The organism is Christiangramia flava JLT2011, assembly GCF_001951155.1.
GTDB classification, from domain to species: Bacteria; Bacteroidota; Bacteroidia; order Flavobacteriales; family Flavobacteriaceae; genus Christiangramia; species Christiangramia flava.
Genome location: NZ_CP016359.1, coordinates 3,686,185 through 3,706,140, shown reverse-complemented (window position 1 = coordinate 3,706,140; position 19,956 = coordinate 3,686,185). Strand labels below are relative to the sequence as shown.

Below are 19,956 nucleotides of genomic sequence, written 5' to 3'. Positions count from 1 at the left end.
AATGCTTAATATCACTCATAATAAACTGCACGAGAAAGTAGACCTGATGCAATACAGCTCGGGAAGGAAGGTGTTCAGCGAAAGAAATCAGAAGTATTTCAATCGCTTCCTGATCGCCTTTGGGATCATCATTATCGTGATCCTGTTTCTGCCCTGGACGCAAACGGTCGCCGGGAAAGGCTACGTGACCACACTTACGCCAGATCAAAGACCGCAAACCATTCAGTCTCCCATTCCGGGAAGGATTGAAAAATGGTATATAAATGAGGGAGATCATGTGGAAAAGGGGGATACGATTTTACACATTTCTGAGATCAAAAACGATTATTTTGATCCCAAACTGGTTGATCGTACTGGTGACCAGATCCGGGCGAAGGAAAGTTCCAGGAATTCCTATGAAACCAAGATCCAGTCGCTTTCGGGACAAATTGGGGCACTTCAGCAGGAGCGATCGCTGAAATTGGAACAGGCCAAAAATAAGCTGCAACAGAGTAAATTGAAATTCCGAAGTGACAGCATTGATCTGGAAGCGGCTGAAACCAAGCTGGAAATTGCATCCCGCCAGTTCGAACGCTATGAAACCCTGAATAGTGAGGGACTGAAATCTACGACTGATCTGGAGAATTATAGACTCAAACTTCAGGAAGCCAAAGCCAAGAAGATCGCTCAGGAAAATAAATTACTGGCTTCTCAAAATGAGATCATCAACTCAGAAATTGAACTCAATCGCATCCAGGCTGAATATAACGAAAAGATATCAAAAGCGCAGAGCGATCGCTCTTCCGCAGAGAGTTCCCTGTACCAGACAGATGCCGACATCAGCAAACTTCAAACCGCGTATGCGAATTATGACAAGCGAAGAGGTTTATATTTTATTGTGGCACCGCAGGCAGGTTATATCAACAAGGCCATTAAGGCCGGGATTGGTGAGAGCTTTAAGGAAGGTGAACCATTGGTAGGCATCATGCCTTCCAATTACGAACTAGCTGTTGAAACCTATGTGGATCCTATAGACATGCCTTTGTTGCATCTGGGAGAAGACGTTCGGGTGCAGTTTGACGGCTGGCCAGCGATTGTTTTCAGCGGTTGGCCGAACAGTTCTTACGGAACCTACGCGGCAAAAATTGTAGCGATTGAGAATTTTATAAGCTCCAACGGTAAATATCGCGTCTTGCTGGCGCCTTATGAGGAAGAACATGAATGGCCAGGTGAGATTAAGATCGGTTCAGGAGCTACCACACTGGCCCTGCTACAGGATGTACCAATCTGGTATGAAATCTGGAGACAGTTGAACGGTTTCCCACCAAACTATTATTCGCCGGAAGACGCCGGAACAGGTAAAACTGCGAAAAAATGAAGAAGCTAACAATTATTTTTATCCTGTTATTCCTTACCTCTGCCGGGGCGCAGGAAAAAGATACGCTCCAACTGAATTTTGAGGAATACCTGGCGATGGTCAAAAAATACCATCCGTTGGTAAAACAGGCTGATCTGGTGGTGGATGAAGGTGCTTTCAAACTTCTGAAAGCCCGTGGTGCTTTCGACCCGAAAATCCAGGGAGAACTATCAGAAAAGAATTATAAGTCTACTGAATATTATAATCTTTTCAATGCCGCGTTCAAAATCCCCACCTATTATGGTTTGGAATTGAGCGCGAAATATGAAGAAAATTCCGGTAAATACCTGAATCCTCAAAACACGGTTCCAGATGAAGGCCTGTATGCTGCGGGAATTTCACTGGATGTCACGAACGGTTTGTTCCTGAGCGAGCGCATGGCGACCCTGAGACAAGCCAAAATCTACCGGGAACAATCGGCGGTTAAACGGGATATTCAGGCTGCTGAGGTATTATATGAAGCTTCCGTAACGTATTTTGAATGGTTTGCGGCTTTTCAGGAGCTATTGCTTTACCGGGATTTTATGGAAAATGCCGAGTTTCGGTTCCGGTCTGTAAAAACCGAATTCCGGGCAGGTGATAAACCAGCTGTTGATACTCTGGAAGCCAGTGTGGCGATCCAAAACAGGCAGATCCAGCTTCAGCAGGCAGAATTGGAGTATTTAAAGGCGAGCCTGAAATTATCCAATTTTCTATGGGCTGAAAATGATGTGCCGCTGGAAATTACCGAAATGGTGGTTCCAAACCAGGAACTCTTTGAAGAGGTGAATGCGCTTTGGCTTCCGAAGGAATTGGAAACTACCGCAGCTGAAGCTGTGAACCCCAAGATCCAGTACCTTTCGTATGATGTGGACCGCCTGCAGGTAGAGAAGAGGCTTCGGGCCAACAAATTGTTACCAGATCTCGAACTGGCGTACAATTTTCTCACGAATCAGCCGGAAGAATGGCAGCAACTGAATACCGATGATTATAAGCTCGGTTTGAAATTAAGTGTACCGTTATTTCTTCGGAAGGAACGCGGAGATCTGCAATTGGCAAAATTAGAACTGGAAAACTCCAGATACGAACTCGTGAATGCCAAACAGGAGATCAATAATAAGCTGAAATCCTTGCAAAATGAGATTGTATCTTACCGCCAACAGCGGCAAAACATTGCTTCGCTGGTAACCGATTATGCTACGCTCACCAGTGCAGAACAGCGCAAGTTCGAATTGGGGGACAGTTCCCTGTTTTTGGTCAATAACCGGGAAAATTCTTTTATCTCTGCAAGGATGAAGGAAATAGGGATCATCGTGAAATCCCTAAAAAGTCAGGCGGAGCTTTTAAAACTAACCACCCGGTTTTAAATATGAAGCCCTCTGGAAGAGGGCTTTTGAATTTTGTGTTAGAACAAATTAATGACCGTGTTCCCCGTTGGCTTCCTTGTTGAGTTCCGCCATCAGGTAGTAAGCATTGTTCACAGCAAACCGATTTTTATGATCCAAACTGTCCGGTAAAGTAATGGCCGTCCAGCCATCTTCTGTAGTATTGGCAGTAATTTCAACAGGCTGAAAATGATAGGATCCAGCGCTTTCTTCCACGGAAAAAACATATTTTTTTTCATTGTTTTTGGTGATTGCATCTTCGGGAAGGGCAAGATTTTTTGACTTTTCCACAGCAATCCTGGCTTTTACATACATTCCCGGAACCAGGCCTTTTTCCCGGTTTTCGATTTCAGCATGAACATGCAGGGCTTTTGGTTCCCGTTCAAAATTTTTACTGATGGACAGGATTTTTGCGGTCATCTCTTTCCCCGGTTTGGCAGAGGTCGTAAAAGTCACTTTCTGACCTTCCCGTACCTTCGGAACATCTTTTTCAAACACCATCAGGTCTACATGCACGTCTTCCGTATTAATGATTTCGAACATTCCGGCGGTAGGCTGTACATATTGGCCGGTTTTGATATTGACAGATTGTATGGCTCCCGAAATGGGGCTCAGAACCGGGATGCGGCTCTGTATAGAACCCTCGCTCAATCGTTTTGGATCGATGTGTAACTGTAGGAGCTGTGCTTTCAATCCCTGAAGATGGGCTTTTGCGCTTTCCAGTTCAGCTTCCGCTCTCTGAAAAAGTTCTCCAGATCCCACGCCTTCCTCATAGAGCTTTTTTTGCCTGTCAAAGTCTTTCCGAAGGAAATTCAGGCGGTTAGCTGTGTTGAGGTAACTGGTTTGCACCTCAATAATGTCTGGATGCGTCAGGTATGCGAGAACGCTTCCTTTTTTGACTTCATCACCTTCAATGACCTGGATGGCCTGGATATTTCCGCCAATTACCGGCGTCACTGTGGCTTCACTTTGTGGCGGAACTTCCAGGTGGCCGTTCGCGCTGATGAAAGTTTGCATGCTACGCTCTGTAGGTGCGTCGATCTTCATTTCCATATCAGCAAACTGTTGTTTGCTCATGACTACCGCTTCAGAATGTTTTTCTGCATTCTTGGTTTCCTGGGAAGTTTTTGTTTCCTCTTTCTGATTTCCACAACTTATAAATAGGCTTGTAGAAAGGAGGAGAAATATTATAATTTTCATGTTTATTTTTTGTTTAAAAAGAATTCAATGTCAGCAATTGCCAACTGATAATTTTTTAGTGCATCGAGTGCCCGGAGTTCCGATTGCAGTGCATTATCCAGGTTCTGAATCAGCTCGGTGTATCCAATGGCTCCTTCATTAAATGCCAGTAAACTGCCTTTTCGTTGTTCAGTTAAGAGTGGCAGCACTTCATCCTGATAAAAACTCCAGGAAGATTTCCATTTTTCGTAATTCTGAATGGCCGCCAGGTAGGAGCTTTTCAATTGCAGCTGTTGAAAATGCATATTCTCTTTTGCAATTTCCTGTTCAATCCTGGCAGTTTTAACCTGCGCATGGGCTTCTCCTGAGAATAGGGGGATGGAAAGCCCCGCCTGAAAACTGAAGAACCGGTCGTTGCCATTAATCTGCTGCTTACCGTATTGCAGGTTCAAATCGGGAAGAAAGCGGGAACGTTCTTTTGCAATCCTTGAAGAAGCCACTTCCAGTCTTTCTTCCGAAACCAGCAAATTAGGGTGATCGTTTGCAAGCTCTGGGAAATTTTGCCCAAGCAACTCTTCGGAAATTTCAGTTTGGGAGGGCACCTTAAAATCGCTTCCCAGCCAGACCTGCAATTTTTGTCGAAATTGTAAATAATCGTTCCGGGCTTGTTTTTTCTGGATCTCGATTTCCTGAATACGATTTTTTGCGGCCAGCATTTCCAGCCTGGAAATCGCTTCAGTTTCATAACGTAGATTTACGGCACGTTCTAATTGGCCGTATAGAGAATCCAGGCGTTGAAAAAGTTCCAGTCGTTTTTTGGCAATCTGTGCCATACTCCAGGCTTTTTTTACTTCCGTAGCCACTTCCAGTTCGGAAACTTCCAATTGCTTTTCTGTCAGTTTAACCTGATCCTGATAAAAGCGTTTTTTCGCTGGAATGCCCAGAAGGTCCATTCCCTGCTGTTGGATTCCATAAGTGGTATAGGTGCCTCCGGCTTCGCTGATTTCCTCTCCGCTGGTAAAAACAGTGGTTTTGCCAAGATCCCAGGCAGCGCCCTGCATCGCTTTTTGCTGACTGATGCGGCGTTGGGCATTTTTCAGTTTTGGGTAATTGTTCAGGGCTATTTCCACGGCCTGTTCTTTTGAGATAACTTCGGAAGTATTTCCCTCTTGGGCATTTGTCTTCAAACCAATCAATCCGAAGGCGATCACGAAAATGCTGAGAATGGGTTTCTGAATCCTGAGATTCCTTCGGTTTTCGGTCCATCTGTACAAAATGGGCAAAATGAACAGGGTGAGCAGGGTGGAGGTGATAAGCCCTCCAATAACGACGGTTGCCAATGGTCGCTGAACTTCCGCACCGGCTGAAGATGATACGGCCATAGGCAGGAAGCCCAGCACATCTGTCAGCGCGGTAAGCAGGATAGGCCTGATGCGTCTACTGGTCCCAAGCGAAATGCGTTTCCGAAGATCAGTCATTCCTTCTTCTTTTAGTTCATTAAAACTACTGATGAGCACCAACCCGTTCAAAACAGCCACTCCAAACAATACAATGAAGCCCACGCCGGCCGAGATACTGAATGGCATATCCCGAAGCCACAGGGAAATAACGCCGCCAATGGCCGCCAGCGGGATGGCGATATAGATCATCGTGGTTTGCCTAAAGGATTTGAGGGCGAAATAGATCAAAATAAAAATGAGCAGCAGTGCCACCGGAACAACCATTTGAAGGCGTTTACGCGCTCTTTCGAAATTTTCAAATGCACCGCCATACCGAATATAATATCCTGCCGGAAGCTGAAGCTCAGCATCCAGTTTTGCCTCGATATCCTGCACAACAGATTTGACATCCCGATTCCGGATGTTCACTCCCACGTAAGTGCGCCGGTTGGTATTATCCCGGCTAATCTGCATGGGACCCGGCTGGTAACTGATGTTTGCCACTTCCTGGAACGGAACCTGTTGCCCAGATGGAAGGCTTAAGAAAAGGTTTTTGATATTTGCAATGTCGGTTCTATTTTTTTCCTGAAGGCGAACAACCAGGTCAAAACGTTTTTCGCCTTCAAAGATCACCCCGGCTTTACCGCCGGCAAAAGCCGATTCCAGTTGCTGGTTCAAATCGTTGATCTGCAGACCATATTGCGCAAGTTTCGAGCGATCATATTGTACCGTAATTTGCGGAAGACCAGTGGTAGCCTCCACTTTCATATCAGCCACGCCATCGATATCTTTAATGAGATTGCTGATATTTTGCGCCTTTTCAGCCAGAATCTCGAGGTCTTCTCCATAGACCTTGATCGCAATATCTTCCCGAACACCGGTTAACAGTTCGTTGAAACGCATCTCCACAGGTTGAGTGAATTCATAGCTCACGCCGGGAACCGCACTAAGCTTTTCTTTGATCTTTTCAATCAGCTCATCCTTAGTATCTGCGGAAGTCCATTCAGAAGCATCTTTCAAAATGATAAAACTATCACCGATGTCCATGGGCATGGGATCCGTGGGAACCTCAGATACTCCAAAACGGGTAATTACCTGTTGAATCTCCGGAAATTCCTTCAGCAGCATTTTTTCGATTTTGGTGGAGGTTTGTACGCCTTCCTTCAAAGAACTGCCAGGTTGCAAAATCACGTGGAAGGCAATATCACCCTCGTCCAGCTGCGGAATGAATTCGCCGCCCATCCTGCTGAAAAGGAACACGGCAGTTGCCAGCAAGGCAATGGTCACCACCATGATAATCTTTGCCTTATTCAGGGCTTTTTCAAGCAGAGGTTCGTATTTCCGTTTGATCCAGTCTACAAAACGATCTCCCCAGTTTTTTCCCATTTTCGCCTTCGGTTTCAGGAATAGAGAGGAAATCATGGGAACATAGGTGAGGCATAATACCATAGCGCCCAGCATGGCAAAAATAAAGGTTAATGCCATTGGCCGGAACATTTTGCCTTCCACGCCCTGTAGTGCTAAAATTGGCAAAAAGACTATGAGGATGATGAGCTGGCCAAAAAACGCGGAATTCATCATTTTTTTTGAAGATGTGGCCGCGATCTCATTCATTTCAGTCTGATTGATGGCTGGTTTGCTCTTCAGTCTTTCATAAAGAATGAAAACAGTACTTTCTACTATGATCACCGCCCCATCCACAATGATCCCGAAATCAATAGCTCCCAGGCTCATCAAATTAGCCCAAACGCCAAAGATCTTCATCAGAATGAAAGCAAAGAGCAGCGATAATGGGATGGTGGAGGCCACAATAAGGCCGCCTCGCCAGTTTCCCAGCAATAGAACCAGAACGAAAATAACGATTAGCCCTCCTTCCACCAGGTTGCCTTTGACGGTGGAAGTGGTTTTGGAAATAAGTTCACTGCGGTCTAAAAATGGCTTGATGCTGATTCCTTCCGGAAGGGATTTTTCGATCTGCGCGACGCGTGACTTGACATTTTCGATCACCTCGTTCGAGTTCGCTCCCTTCAGCATCATCACCATGCCACCCACTGCTTCTCCTTTTCCATTTTTGGTCAGCGCCCCATATCGCACCGCGCTTCCGTAGCGAACATCGGCCACATCATTGATTGTGATAGGAATTCCTCCGGAATTAGCCACCACAATATTGCGCAGGTCATCCAGGTTTCTGGCAAGACCTTCTCCACGAATAAAATTCGCCTGATGGTTTTTTTCAATATAAGCGCCACCCGTGTTCTGATTGTTATTGGATAGAGCGGCAAAAATATCTGAGATGCTCAGGCCAATCGCTTTCAATTCATCGGGGTCGACGGCAATTTCATATTGTTTGATCTTTCCGCCCACACCGTTTACTTCAACGACACCGGGCACCATGGCCATTTGTCGGCGTACGATCCAATCCTGAATGCTTCGAAGTTCGGTTGCGGAATATTGGTTTTGGTGTTTCTCATCTACTTCCAGCGTGTACTGGTAGATTTCTCCCAGCCCGGTAGAAATTGGGCCCATTGAAGGTTTTCCGAAGCCTTCCGGAATTTCTTCCTGCACCTGGTTGAGCTGTTCGGCTACCAGTTGCCGCGGAAGATAGGTGCCCAGGTCATCTTCAAAAACGATGGTAACCACGGAAAGGCCAAACCGTGAAACCGAGCGTATTTCCTGAACACCCGGAAGGTTGCTCATGGCAATTTCCACGGGATAAGTGACAAATTGTTCAATGTCTTCGGTGCCGAGGTTGGGCGCCTGAGTGATAACCTGTACCTGGTTATTTGTAATATCGGGTTGCGCGTCCAGGGGAACCTGTGTCATACTCCAGGCTCCTGCGGCAATAAGTACCAGCGTACACAACCCAATGATAAATTTATTATTGATTGAAAAATCAATGATCTTATTAATCATGATAGGTGATTTAATTCTGTTAAAAATTTGATGCACGCTTCCGTGGAAGTGGCATCATTTCAAGATTTAAATAGAATTAAACACGGGGTGGCTGGAAAAAGGCGCGAGGCAGATCATCGCCTAAACGGTAATTTTTTTCCGGGATTTTTCTGGAAATTTCAGTTGTGGCGAGGGATAATTCCTGTGGTTGCGCCTGGGTGATATGAACATGGCAGCAATGACACTGGCAAAATGGTGTGCAATCGTCTGGTTGAGATGAAGAGTGATCCTGGCCATCTACCTGGTGTATTTCAGGAGTCTGATCATTGGTGGCAATACTGTCTTCACAAGGCATCAAACTAAGCCCAACGAGGTAAATTGATAAAAGTATTGCCAATAATTTCATACGGCGAAAATAGGCAATTTCTTTTGCAACCGTATTGCATAAGTTGTGTAGTCGAGCACAGTTTTCATTTGAAAAAATACAAATTACCATTAAAGTGGTATTTCCAAACCCGCTTCCTCGTTTTATCTTAGCGATCTCAAATAATTGATTTTTAGTTATTGACGTGCTCCAAAAAGAAGTTTGAGTAGGGGCTAACTTCTAATAATGTTTTGTTGGGGTATAGAACGTTTATGCGGAGACCACGCTCGATGCCGATAAGAAATTTTTTGAATAAAAGCCTTCAGGATTCATTTCCGGAGGCTTTTTTATTGTTGTTTTATAAGATTGCAAAGCCATAATTTGCACCCACTTTTTTCCTTAAAATTGGGATAATTTCTATATTTAAAGCCCGAATCGGTTGTAAACAATGGAAAATTACCAAAAGGAAATTGCAGATTACTGGCAAAAGGTCTATTCCAAAAAGATTGGAGAATACCGGCCTTTTGAAGTTTCCGACGAATTTAAACGTTTTGCTTCCATCTTCGCGCTCGGGAATTCTTATATGTACATCGTGAACATGCACAATTTCGCGCTGGAATATGTGTCAGATTCCGTTAGCCAATTCGTAAAAAAGGATATTAAAGACCTGACGCTTCAGGACCTTTTGCTCAGCGTAGTACCGGAAGAACTGGTAGTTATTAGCCATAAAAGCAAGGTGGTGAGCGATTTTTACACGAGATTTCTTCCGAAGGAGGAAGTAATGAACTACAAAAACATTTTTTCTTACCGCATGAACGATGCTTCCGGGCAGTTGCGAACCATGCTGTACCAGGCTTTTCCGTTAAGTGTTGCTGAAAATGGCACTCCTGAAAATGTTTTTTGCATTCATACCGATGTAACCCATTTAAAGGTGGGTAGCACCAACTCGGTTTCCTTTATTCATATGACTGGCGGAAAAAGCTATTTCAATATCGACACGACCAAAGGCAGTTTTGAAATGGATAACCACGGCGCTGCTGATTTTTCTGAAATGATCACCGAAAGAGAAAAGCAGATTGTGATTCGATTTTCCCGTGGCCTGAACGCCGAACAGATCGCCGAGGAGCTGAATCTTTCCCCGCATACCGTGAAAACACATCGCCGCAATGTGCTCAGTAAAAGCGGTTGTACCAATACCACTGAGCTCGTGGCAAAATGTCTTACCAGTGGCATCATTTCGCCCAGCCTGAATTAGTTTTCCGAAATTTTTGAGGAGTAATTATTCCGGACTTTTTCATAATACAAGCTACTGAATTATTCACTACTTTGGATATCAGTAATTTGAAATCAATATTGCTATTTTGAAAACCACTTCTTTTAGGAATTTCCCGGTTGGGATAATCGGAATTTCCAGTGTCATGATTCTGATTTTTTTAAGCGCCGGCTGCGTGGATTCGCATGCGAAGAAAAATCCTGATAAAAGCGCGTTACCGGTTGATTCCGTTACGACCACAGCCGAAAAAGAGCCGAAAGTGATTGGTATTGGCGGCATCTTCTTTTATGCAGATTCCCTGGCTGCAACCCAGGAATGGTATCGGAAAAATTTAGGGATCGAGTTAAATGACTGGGGTTCGGCCAGTTTTGATTCCAGGAAAATAGATGATCCCGAAGAGGAGCAGAGTCTTCAGTGGAAACCATTTGCGAAGGGTGATGCATATTTTGCGCCCTCCCAAAAAGATTTTATGATCAATTATCAGGTTCAGAATTTAGAGGGCTTGCTGGAGAGATTGCGAAAAAATGGAGTGCGGATCCTGGATAGCGTGGAAACCTACGATTACGGAAAATTTGTGCACATTCTGGATGCGGAAGGCAATAAAATCGAACTCTGGGAGCCTGCAGAAGAACCGGAATAAAACAAAAAAGCCCCGTTATATATTAACAGGGCTTTCAATTTCGTCGGGGTGGCAGGATAATTTATTTTCCATTAAACGTCCTAACCACAATACTTTCACTGTTAATTATTTTGATGTTTCACCGAATGATACACCAAACTTCATAAAACAAAGAGAGGTCATACTATTTGATCGTCTTTGTGATGTAAAGATATGATTTTCTACAAAATACACTCTTCCATGTATTAATCTTTCTTAACGCCATCTCCCTTTTTTAGTAAATGCAAATGGATAAGATTTAGAAGTTAGCCGGACTGCATAAGCCGGGCTTCATACTTTGCCCTTTTATAAGTCCTTTTCTAATTCTAAATCTTAAATACGGAATCATTAAAAAAGTTAGTAGCGAAGGCTCTGAAAGAAGTAAATTAAATTTAATAATTGAAAGGTTCTTCTGTTTTCGAAAATTGTAACTGATCTAAAAAAAGAAAGTGCTCAGGATAAAAAAAGTAAATTTTAATAGGAACCGTAAGAACCGTAATTGAACTAAACAGAAATGGTGTTTAACTTAGGGACTTACCATCGGCCTTTCCAGTAAATTATTTACTTCAAAAAATCAACAAAGCAAGATGTGTCATTGTCATGACAATCTTGCTTTGCGCCCGGAGGTTGCAAAGAATACGGAATTACAGCATTGAATAAAATACCGTATATTTAAAGATATCTTAAAAAGTCATTATTTTAACGCATCCATTTATAATGTTTTACATCTACTCAATATAAACTACTTATTCTTAATCTATAATTTACTTAATCATGAAAAATAAACTTTTAATACTTTGTCTTCTTGTTTTTTCGCTTATCGCCTGTTCTAGTGATGATAATAAGAATAAAAATGAATTGCAAGAAGAATTGGATGTCACGGTAGAAAATATTAAGGGAACTTGGTTGGCAGTCGAATATAGTGATCATTCAGGCAGTGACTTTCAACCTTACCAGTCTATAGAGAAAGATAATCAATATACTTACACATTTAAAAGTGACCTTTCTTTTTTAAATACCTCTAACTCACAATGCAACGGATTCTATGAGGTAAATCAAGAAGATAGGAAGCTTATTTTATATTTTGAGAGTGGTTGCAGTTCAGAAACAAGCGTTTCCTCTGTTGCAGAAATTACAAATGATTTAATGATTTTAATTAGATCAGCTGGTGATGAGGCAGTAAAAATTAAATATAGAAAACAATAACCTAACTATTATGTCTAAAAAATTACTCGTACTTTTAACGATATTTTTTCTATTTCCAATAATTTCTATCGCTCAAAATGATATATGTGGAACTCCTGACAATCCTTTAACTCAAAAAACAAAGGATTTAATAAATCAGTCAAAAATGATGCAAGTAGAACTTTGTGTAAATATACGGTTTCATATTTTACAGAATTCTTCAGGAGATAGTGCAGTTCCAGATTCGCACATTAATTTAATCTTAAATGATTTAAACTTGGCTTTTAATCAACATCAAATCTTTTTTAACAACGTCGGGATAAATCATATTCAAAACGATACATATTACAATATTGATGATAATGGGGATGATGAGGGTGTAACAGAATTTAATGGATTGATAAGTCTGAATGATAATGATCCCAATGCAATTAACCTATATATCGTTAATGATGCCGAAAGCTTTGGAGGAAGAGCCCAGCGTCCAGGGAATTCTACTGTAATCGCTTCGAGTTCAGTTCTATCAACAACTAATGCTCATGAGATTGGCCATAATTTTGGTTTACTTCACACGCATTCTACTGCTTCTGGCGCAGAGAATATAGAGCGTTCTGGCCCTAATGCTAACTGTAACCAAGCGGGAGATGGCTTTTGTTCTACACCTGCAGATCCCAATTTATTAAATCAAATTGTCGATCCTCCAGTATATAAAGTGGATACTAGCTGTAATTATACAGCTGCTGAAACCAGAAATGGTTTGCCGTATGATCCTGACACAAGCAACTTTATGTCCTACTCCAGACGCTACTGTCGGGATAGTTTTACCCAAGAGCAAGGTGATTTCATGAATGTAATGATACAAACAGAATCAGTATTACAACAAACTGTTAGCTCTATTTGTACAATCCCAGAAATTGTAGGTAGTGATTTCATCTGTATTGGATCCAACTACACATATACATTACAGAATCCACCTTCTACTTATAATTGGTCAATTAGCAATAATATGGATATAGTTTCTCTTACAAGTTCTTCTATTACTGTGAAAGCTAAATATTCAACAAGTCAAGGCAATGGTTTTATTACGGCAACCTATAATAATGGAGCTGAAGCTACTAAAGAAGTCTATGTAGGAAAACCGTATGCTAATCTTCCGCAAGCAGAAAATATTTGCACCAATCAGTTTCCTATGAATCATTATGAGTTACCTGCATCTGAAGGGGCTGAATCATATAGGTTAGTGTCGTCCTCTCCCAATCTAACCATAGGTGGAATGAGTGAAGTTACTTATCAAAATGCTCCTGCACTAATTGATTTTTTATCAACCAGCGCAGGCACCTATTTGGTAGAACTCTTTACTACGAATGATTGCGGAACAAGCCGGGCAGCTATGTATGTTACATCTGAAAGGTGCGGTGGCCCAGGAGATCCGGGAGGATTTAGTATTTCTCCTAATCCTGCTTCGAACGAAATTACAATTAAATCCAATAATGAAAAATCAAAAAATACTTATGAAACGCAAAGTTTAATATTAGCACCATCAACTCAACTTGCGAAATTGTATGATTTTAATGGAGCCTTTGTCAAGGATATAGAACTTGATCCATATGGTACTACCAAATTGGATGTCTCTAATTTAAAGGAAGGCATGTATTTGCTAAAAATTCAAGTACGAGAGGAAGAGGAAACTTATAAAATCATTGTGAGGCGATAGGTTATAAGCTAATTATAAAAAGGGGTTCGATTCATTAGAAAATAGAATCCCTTTTTTATTTACAATTATAGATAAATTAAGGATCTAATTTTCACCCTTAAACATCACTTTTTTTATTGCGACCATCGGGAGTAATCAAGATTGTGCCCACAGGCACACATCTTGCATTCCTAAACTTATGAACCAAGTTTCTCTTTCAAAGCCAGCATGTCCTCACTTAATTTATTTTCTAAAACCCGTGCATAAATTTGGGTAGTGGATAGTTTGGTATGTCCTAATAGCTTGGAAACCGTTTCAATAGGCACCCCGTTAGATAAAGTTATGGTTGTGGCGAAGGTATGCCTGGCCGAATGAAAAGTTATGGTCTTTTTTATTTTCAATTGCAACATCACCTCCTTTAGGTATTTATTGATCTTTTGGTTAGAGCAAACAGGAAATAGGTAATCATCCGAAGTTATTTGGTCTTTATATTTATCTAATAAAATTTGCGCCTGGGGAAGAAGTGGCACTTTCACGGTTTCATCTGTTTTTTCACGTTTAGTGTAGATCCAATTACTCCCATCAATTCCTTTAACAATCTGATGAATGGTTAATTCTTTAATATCAACATAAGAAAGCCCGGTATAGCAAGAGAAAATAAAAATATCTTTTACTTTTTGTAAGCTGCTTCTGGTAAAGTTAGTAGTCTCTAATATGTGGAGCTCTCGTTTACTTAAATATTGACGTTCATTCTTCTCAAACCGAAATTTGAAATTATCAAAAGGGTTTTTAACTAACCATTCCAGTTTAATTGCTAGGTTCAACATCTTTTTAAATCGCTCCAAATGTTTCATCGTGCCATTATTGCCACAAGTCTTTCTGGAAACCTTAGCGGAATAATTACGTAGAAACTGTTCAAAGTCGGTTACAAACCGGTAATTGATCTGTTTGAGGCCAATATCATTGCAGCTCATTTTCTTCTTTAAAAACTCTTCTAAATAAGTTTCGGTCGTATAATAATTTTTGAGCGTTCCGGGTTTTAACACGTTTTTCATGTGGGAACTGTGATAGCTCATTAATTCCAACAAGGTTTTCTGGTGTTCATCATTCCCATAGAAACGAGCCTTGATGCTTTGCGCAGAGATTACTTTATTCTCTGAGGATAACTGCTTATGACAATCCAGAAATTTATTGTAAACCTGGTCTAAATACTGGTTTAGAATTCGTGATTTTGGAGTGGTTCCCCTGGCACGCCCTTTTGTGGCGTCCCATTGATTCACCGGAATTGATCTCTTTAGACTGATTTCCGAGCGTTTTCCATTCACGGTAACCCGTGCATAAATAAATAATTTCTTTGTCTCGTTATGATGTTTACGAACAAAGAATAATATGGAAAAGGTTGTATAATTAGGCATTTAAAGCGTCTTTAATGAAACAATCAGTTTGCAAAGACGAAAGTCAAAATCAACTAAAATGCCTTATGAAGTTACGGATTTATCTGTAATAAATGATTCACCGAATGATTCACCAAAGTTCTGTTATTAAATGATATTATCTGATATCACTAAAAACAAAAAACACTGAAAATCAATAGATTAACAGTGTTTTGTATCCACTTATTAGGTGGTTCGTCGGGGTGGCAGGATTCGAACCTGCGGCCTCCTGCTCCCAAAGCAGGCGCGATAACCGGGCTACGCTACACCCCGAAACTTCATTATTTTTAGTCTTTCACCGTTCCAAATCACTTTTCCAAGCAGCCGGGAAGCGGCGGAAATCTATCCCAATTTTTTCCGAAGAAAAAGAGAATAAAAAACCACAGACTAAAAATCTCTGCGGAGAGACCGGGATTCGAACCCGGGCATCCAAAAAGGATGACAGCTTAGCAGGCTGCTGCATTACCACTCTGCCACCTCTCCAATTTTAATGAACGTCGCAATGTTTTTTGCGGATGCAAATGTAACTTTTACTTATAAACCTTCCAAACCTTTTTTCCTATTTTCAGAAAGTATTTCATTAAATCACTTACTGGCAGTTTTTTAGAAATTGAAATTTTTTCAGAAAAATTTACGATTCGGCTAAAAGTGCCACATTATTGACCAATCTTTCGTGGTTCCGGACGAATGGATTGGATTTGTCCCAAACGTATCCTGCCAGAACCGCGCAGATCTGTTCTTTGATCTGCTCATTTTGATATTTCGAAAAGAAGATTCGTTGCAATCGCCCATCATACCAGGCTTTCACATAGGTTGAAAAAACCTTCACGCCGCTTCTGATGTATTCCGAATATTCGGTTTCCCAGTTCACGACCTCACCCTGAAGTTCCCGAAAGGCCAGTTTGGCCGCCAGTAAGCCAGATTCCGTAGCAAATGCCACACCCGAGGAAAAAACCGGGTCCAGGAATTCGGCGCTATTGCCGGTGAGTGCAAAACCTTTTCCACAAAGGCTGCTCACGTTTTTCGAGATATTCTGGATCTTGATAGGTTCAAATATAATTGGGTCCTGGTCAAATCTGCCTTTATAGTACGCAGTTTGTTCTAGCATTTCCTGGAAAGCTTCCGAAGTATTTTTACTAAACTGCTCAAACCATTGGTTTGGAGCCACGAAACCCAAACTGGAATTCCCGTTTGAAAAAGGTATATACCAGAACCAGGTTCGTTGGTTAAGGATCTCAAAGCTGATCTGTTCTCCTTCAGGACCCGCGGGCCTTGAAACTTCTGAAATTTGAGTAAAAACAGAAGAGTGGTCCTCGATCTTTGCCGGGGCTTCCAGTTCCAACTGCCTGGCCAGGACCCGGCCATTTCCGCTGGCATCGATAATGAACCGGCAAAAAACAGTTTTTTGAATTCCGTTATGATGGATGAGAACTTCCCAGCCCTCTTCAGTTCTATGAACTTGCAGAACTTCCGCCTGATACCAGATCGGGACTTCACGTTCTTCGATTGCTAACGCCAGGGTGTGATCAAAATGATCTCGCGGTACCTGCCAGGTCCAGTCCCAGCCCTTTCCGTATTTTTTACTAAAATCGAACCAGGCTTCTTCGGAACCGCGAATAAATCGCGCACCGAATTTTTTCTGATATTGTTGCTTTTTTACGGTATCCAGTAAGCCGGCTTCCGCCAGGTTGTCCATTACCCTGGGAATGAGACTTTCGCCAATGGTAAATCGCGGGAATTGCTCTTTTTCCACCACCAGAACCGATACTTCTTTTTTCTCCAGATATCCCGCCGCAATAGTTCCCGAAGGCCCGGCGCCGATAATGAGAATGTCGGTAATTTCCTTATTCATTCAATTTCAATTCAGCGTAAATATAGTACATTTGTTAAAAGCTTTAACAGAAAGCAGGTTTCTAAAATCGCATTGTCAGGATTTATGCTGAAGATAAAAAAGGAGTTAGAATTTCAGGATTTTTATCAGGTTCTTTTTGAAAATAAATCGGTAGAAATTGAGGAAGAAATTCTTCAGAGAGTCGACAAAAGTTTTGAATTTCTTCAGGACTTTTCCAAAGATAAGATCATTTACGGGGTGAATACGGGTTTTGGCCCGATGGCGCAATATCGTATTCCGGATGAAGATTGCGAGAATTTACAGTATAATTTGATTCGCAGCCACGCTGCAGGTGCCGGAAAACCGCTAAGTGCAGAAAATGTTCGTGCGTTGATGCTGGCCAGGATGAATACGCTGGCCCTTGGTAAATCAGGGATTCACCGCGAGGTGATCGAGACCATGCAACAGCTGCTGAACAAGAATGTGGTCCCGCTCATCTTTGAGCATGGCGGGGTAGGTGCCTCCGGGGACCTGGTGCAACTGGCGCATTTGGCGCTGGTACTGATTGGAGAAGGAGAAGTTTTTTACGATGGAACTCGACAGGAAACGTGCACCGTTTTTAAAAATTTGGGAATCAACCCCATTTCGATTCATATTCGCGAAGGTCTTGCGCTGCTGAATGGAACTTCGGCAATGACCGGGATCGGTTTGGTGAACCTGATCTACGCGAAAAGACTAATGGAATGGTCAGTTTTTTGTTCTTCGGCGATCAACGAGATCGTAGAGGCGTATGATGATCATTTTTCCGAAGAGCTGAATTCGGCCAAAAAGCACCGCGGCCAACAGAAAATCGCCCGTATGATGCGTGAGCATCTGGCTGATTCTCATCTTACTCGGAAAAGGCATGAACATCTCTACGAGGAAAAAGCGAAGAAAACCGACCAGTTTTCAGAAAAAGTTCAGGAATATTACAGTTTACGCTGCGTTCCGCAGGTATTGGGGCCGGTTTATGATACCATTGAACAGGCCTTGCGAATTCATTTAGAGGAAGTGAATTCGGCCAACGACAACCCGATCATCGATGCCGCAAAAGAACAGGTTTTTCACGGTGGGAATTTTCATGGAGATTATATTTCCCTTGAAAATGACAAATTACGTCTGGTGGTTGCGAAAATGAGCATGCTGGCTGAACGGCAGCTCAATTACCTGCTCAATCCCAATTTAAATAATATTCTGCCGGCATTTGTGAACCTTTCCAGGCTGGGACTCAATTTTGGAATGCAGGGGGCGCAGTTTGCGGCGGTTTCCACAACTGCTGAAAACCAGATGCTGTCGAACTCGATGTATGTGCACAGTATTCCAAATAATAACGATAATCAGGATATCGTGAGCATGGGCGCCAATTCGGCCTTGCTTACCAGGAAGGTCATCGACAATGCTTTCGAAGTGCTTTCAGTAGAAATTGCTACTATCGTTCAAGCTTTGTATTATTTAAAAGTGAATGAAAAGTTGTCGTCCCCAAGTCTTCGGAAATTTGAGATTCTGAAGAAGTTGCTACCGGCATTAAAAGAAGATCAGCCAATTTATAAAGAATTACAGGCTATCACCGAATATTTGAAAAAACACGACGCGTACTCATGAAATTTGCATTGGTCACAGGCGGTTCCAGGGGATTAGGCCGGGCGATATGCCTGCAACTTGCCCGAGAAAATCAGTATCATATTCTGCTGAACTATCATTCGAACGATTCAGCGGCTGGTGAAGTACAGAAGGAGATCGAAGCCAGCGGACTCCGTTGTGAACTGCTGAAATTTGACGTTTCTGATCCCGATGCTGTAGGAGCAACCATGGAAGAATGGAAAAAAAAGAATCCCGATGCCGTGATCGAGGTTTTGGTCAATAATGCCGGAATGACCAAGGACGGCCTGTTTATCTGGACCAACCAGAAGGCATGGGACCAGGTGATCAAGACCAGCCTGGACGGGTTTTACCAGGTGACTCAAAGTGTACTGAAGGAAATGTTGCAAAAACGCTACGGCCGTATTATTAACATGGTTTCGCTTTCTGGTTTAAAAGGCAATCCTGGACAGGTAAATTATTCGGCTGCCAAAGGAGCGGTCATTGCCGCAACCAAAGCGCTGGCCCAGGAGATTGGTAAACGAAAAGTGACGGTAAACGCGGTAGCCCCGGGATTCATTCATTCAGATATGACTGCGGAATTCGATGAAAGCGAACTGAAAAAGCTGATCCCGCTTAACCGTTTTGGTGAAGCCGAAGAGGTAGCAAACCTGGTGAGTTTCCTGGCATCAGACAAATCTTCTTACATTACTGGCGAAGTCATCAATATAAATGGCGGACTCTACTCTTAATGGCAAATTGGAAAGGTAAATCCAGGGGAACACTTATCGGGTTCAAAATTTATGTTTGGATCATCAGGAATTTTGGGCTCTATTCTGCCTATTTCGTATTGCTGTTCGTCGCTGCCTACTTCATCGTTTTTTCTTTCCATTCCACGAAAAGCACCTATTATCTTTTCAGAAAAAGACTGAATTACGGTCGGTTTCACTCCGCTTTCAAGGTCTATCACAGTTATTTCACCTTCGGAAGAATCCAATTAGATCGGGTAGCCATCACTTCCGGGTTGAAAGATCGTTACACTTTCGAGTTTGATGGCGTGGAAAATATTGAAGCCTTGCTGAAGAAGGGCAGAGGAGGCATACTGCTCACCGCTCATATCGGAAATTTCAATCTTGCTAAGCATTTTTTTGAAGAAAGGCACTCAGATGCCGTGGTCAATCTGGTGATCACAGATTTTGAACATCGAAAGATTAAGAATTACCTGGAATCGGTTACGGGGCGCTCCGAAGTGAAGATCATAGTGCTGAAGGATGACCTGAGCCATGTTTTTTATATGAAGGAAGCCCTGGCGAACAACGAATTGCTGGTTTTTGCAGCCGATCGATTTTTAGATCGTTCCAAAACTTTTGAAGACGATTTTTTGGGCGAAAATGTACAATTTCCGCAGGGGCCTTTTAAACTCGCTGCCCGAAATCAAATTCCCGTACTATTTGTGCACCTCATGCGCGAAAAGAATTTCCATTATCATTTTTATGCCAGGCCCTATAAACCTGAAAAATTTACGGCACGGGAAATTTTAAAGTCTTATCTTGAAGATCTTGAAAAAATGGTTAAGAAATACCCGCATCAGTGGTATAATTATTACGATTACTGGAACGACTTCAGCTAATT

Annotated in this window: 14 protein-coding genes and 2 tRNA genes; 9 read left to right on the top strand and 7 right to left on the bottom strand. The window is 42.3% G+C overall.

Features of this window, described 5'->3' with window-relative positions:
• The first annotated feature begins 1 nt into the window (after window position 1).
• Together GRFL_RS16495 and GRFL_RS16490 are read left to right on the top strand one after the other, a co-directional pair.
• The gene (locus GRFL_RS16495) at window positions 2-1,357 is read left to right on the top strand and encodes an HlyD family secretion protein (RefSeq protein ID WP_083645645.1); all 1,356 of its coding nucleotides are present in this window, start codon (window positions 2-4) and stop codon (window positions 1,355-1,357) included.
• On the top strand, window positions 1,354-2,742 hold the full coding sequence (locus tag GRFL_RS16490; RefSeq protein WP_083645644.1) for a TolC family protein: 1,389 nt from the start codon (window positions 1,354-1,356) through the stop codon (window positions 2,740-2,742). Before GRFL_RS16495 ends, GRFL_RS16490 begins: the two co-directional genes overlap by 4 nt.
• A 48-nt stretch (window positions 2,743-2,790) precedes the next feature.
• Here the strand turns inward: GRFL_RS16490 and GRFL_RS16485 are convergent, their stop codons facing one another.
• The 3 genes from GRFL_RS16485 to GRFL_RS18060 form a co-directional block, all read right to left on the bottom strand.
• Complete coding sequence (locus GRFL_RS16485) at window positions 2,791-3,960, bottom strand: efflux RND transporter periplasmic adaptor subunit (protein ID WP_083645643.1); 1,170 nt, start codon at window positions 3,958-3,960, stop codon at window positions 2,791-2,793.
• Between the two features lie 2 nt (window positions 3,961-3,962).
• Window positions 3,963-8,291, bottom strand: coding sequence for a CusA/CzcA family heavy metal efflux RND transporter (locus GRFL_RS16480; RefSeq protein ID WP_083645642.1), 4,329 nt, complete (start codon window positions 8,289-8,291; stop codon window positions 3,963-3,965).
• 76 nt (window positions 8,292-8,367) lie between these two features.
• Window positions 8,368-8,676: a DUF6660 family protein gene (locus GRFL_RS18060; RefSeq protein WP_139839205.1), complete on the bottom strand. Its 309-nt coding sequence runs from the start codon at window positions 8,674-8,676 to the stop codon at window positions 8,368-8,370.
• Between the two features lie 406 nt (window positions 8,677-9,082).
• On the opposite strand from GRFL_RS18060, the gene GRFL_RS16475 reads away from it, so the two are divergent.
• The 4 genes from GRFL_RS16475 to GRFL_RS16460 all read left to right on the top strand — a co-directional run bounded on the left by GRFL_RS16475 (window position 9,083) and on the right by GRFL_RS16460 (window position 13,464).
• Window positions 9,083-9,889: a response regulator transcription factor gene (locus tag GRFL_RS16475; protein ID WP_083645641.1), complete on the top strand. Its 807-nt coding sequence runs from the start codon at window positions 9,083-9,085 to the stop codon at window positions 9,887-9,889.
• A 163-nt stretch (window positions 9,890-10,052) separates the two neighbouring features.
• Window positions 10,053-10,547, top strand: a complete 495-nt coding sequence (locus tag GRFL_RS16470) for a VOC family protein (protein ID WP_083646222.1) — start codon at window positions 10,053-10,055, stop codon at window positions 10,545-10,547.
• A gap of 792 nt (window positions 10,548-11,339) precedes the next feature.
• A complete protein-coding gene (locus GRFL_RS16465; protein WP_083645640.1) occupies window positions 11,340-11,771 on the top strand; it encodes a hypothetical protein in 432 nt (143 codons plus the stop codon).
• A gap of 10 nt (window positions 11,772-11,781) precedes the next feature.
• Window positions 11,782-13,464 carry a T9SS type A sorting domain-containing protein gene (locus tag GRFL_RS16460; protein ID WP_083645639.1) on the top strand — a complete coding sequence of 561 codons (1,683 nt, stop codon included), beginning with the start codon at window positions 11,782-11,784 and terminating at the stop codon, window positions 13,462-13,464.
• Between the two features lie 176 nt (window positions 13,465-13,640).
• Here the strand turns inward: GRFL_RS16460 and GRFL_RS16455 are convergent, their stop codons facing one another.
• From GRFL_RS16455 to GRFL_RS16440, 4 genes are all read right to left on the bottom strand, one after another.
• Window positions 13,641-14,858 carry a site-specific integrase gene (locus GRFL_RS16455; RefSeq protein WP_083645638.1) on the bottom strand — a complete coding sequence of 406 codons (1,218 nt, stop codon included), beginning with the start codon at window positions 14,856-14,858 and terminating at the stop codon, window positions 13,641-13,643.
• A 216-nt stretch (window positions 14,859-15,074) separates the two neighbouring features.
• Window positions 15,075-15,149: transfer RNA gene (locus GRFL_RS16450), tRNA-Pro, on the bottom strand.
• Between the two features lie 127 nt (window positions 15,150-15,276).
• A tRNA-Ser gene (locus GRFL_RS16445) sits at window positions 15,277-15,359 on the bottom strand.
• 148 nt (window positions 15,360-15,507) lie between these two features.
• Window positions 15,508-16,728: an NAD(P)/FAD-dependent oxidoreductase gene (locus tag GRFL_RS16440; protein WP_083645637.1), complete on the bottom strand. Its 1,221-nt coding sequence runs from the start codon at window positions 16,726-16,728 to the stop codon at window positions 15,508-15,510.
• Between the two features lie 84 nt (window positions 16,729-16,812).
• Here GRFL_RS16440 and flxA point away from each other — a divergent pair, with 84 nt between their 5' ends.
• The 3 genes from flxA to GRFL_RS16425 are packed head-to-tail and all read left to right on the top strand — an operon-like array spanning window position 16,813 to window position 19,954.
• Window positions 16,813-18,348 (top strand): flexirubin biosynthesis tyrosine ammonia-lyase FlxA, encoded by a 1,536-nt coding sequence (gene flxA, locus GRFL_RS16435; protein ID WP_083645636.1) that lies wholly within the window; start codon window positions 16,813-16,815, stop codon window positions 18,346-18,348.
• Entirely contained in the window at window positions 18,345-19,076 is a 732-nt protein-coding gene (flxB, locus tag GRFL_RS16430; protein ID WP_083645635.1) for a flexirubin biosynthesis SDR family reductase FlxB, read from the top strand. The genes flxA and flxB overlap by 4 nt, the downstream gene beginning before the upstream one ends.
• A complete protein-coding gene (locus GRFL_RS16425) occupies window positions 19,076-19,954 on the top strand; it encodes an LpxL/LpxP family acyltransferase (RefSeq protein ID WP_083645634.1) in 879 nt (292 codons plus the stop codon). Before flxB ends, GRFL_RS16425 begins: the two co-directional genes overlap by 1 nt.
• The last annotated feature ends 2 nt before the right edge of the window (window positions 19,955-19,956 follow it).

Excerpts from the sequence above, each read along its gene's own strand:
- GRFL_RS16475 (WP_083645641.1), top strand. The coding sequence starts at position 9,083 with ATGGAAAATTACCAAAAGGAAATTGCAGATTACTGGCAAAAGGTCTAT.
- GRFL_RS16495 (WP_083645645.1), top strand. The coding sequence starts at position 2 with ATGCTTAATATCACTCATAATAAACTGCACGAGAAAGTAGACCTGATG.
- GRFL_RS16425 (WP_083645634.1), top strand. The coding sequence starts at position 19,076 with ATGGCAAATTGGAAAGGTAAATCCAGGGGAACACTTATCGGGTTCAAA.
- GRFL_RS16490 (WP_083645644.1), top strand. The coding sequence starts at position 1,354 with ATGAAGAAGCTAACAATTATTTTTATCCTGTTATTCCTTACCTCTGCC.
- flxA (WP_083645636.1), top strand. The coding sequence starts at position 16,813 with ATGCTGAAGATAAAAAAGGAGTTAGAATTTCAGGATTTTTATCAGGTT.
- GRFL_RS16470 (WP_083646222.1), top strand. The coding sequence starts at position 10,053 with ATGATTCTGATTTTTTTAAGCGCCGGCTGCGTGGATTCGCATGCGAAG.
- GRFL_RS16440 (WP_083645637.1), bottom strand. The coding sequence starts at position 16,728 with ATGAATAAGGAAATTACCGACATTCTCATTATCGGCGCCGGGCCTTCG.
- GRFL_RS18060 (WP_139839205.1), bottom strand. The coding sequence starts at position 8,676 with ATGAAATTATTGGCAATACTTTTATCAATTTACCTCGTTGGGCTTAGT.
- GRFL_RS16480 (WP_083645642.1), bottom strand. The coding sequence starts at position 8,291 with ATGATTAATAAGATCATTGATTTTTCAATCAATAATAAATTTATCATT.
- flxB (WP_083645635.1), top strand. The coding sequence starts at position 18,345 with ATGAAATTTGCATTGGTCACAGGCGGTTCCAGGGGATTAGGCCGGGCG.
- GRFL_RS16465 (WP_083645640.1), top strand. The coding sequence starts at position 11,340 with ATGAAAAATAAACTTTTAATACTTTGTCTTCTTGTTTTTTCGCTTATC.
- GRFL_RS16485 (WP_083645643.1), bottom strand. The coding sequence starts at position 3,960 with ATGAAAATTATAATATTTCTCCTCCTTTCTACAAGCCTATTTATAAGT.
- GRFL_RS16455 (WP_083645638.1), bottom strand. The coding sequence starts at position 14,858 with ATGCCTAATTATACAACCTTTTCCATATTATTCTTTGTTCGTAAACAT.
- GRFL_RS16460 (WP_083645639.1), top strand. The coding sequence starts at position 11,782 with ATGTCTAAAAAATTACTCGTACTTTTAACGATATTTTTTCTATTTCCA.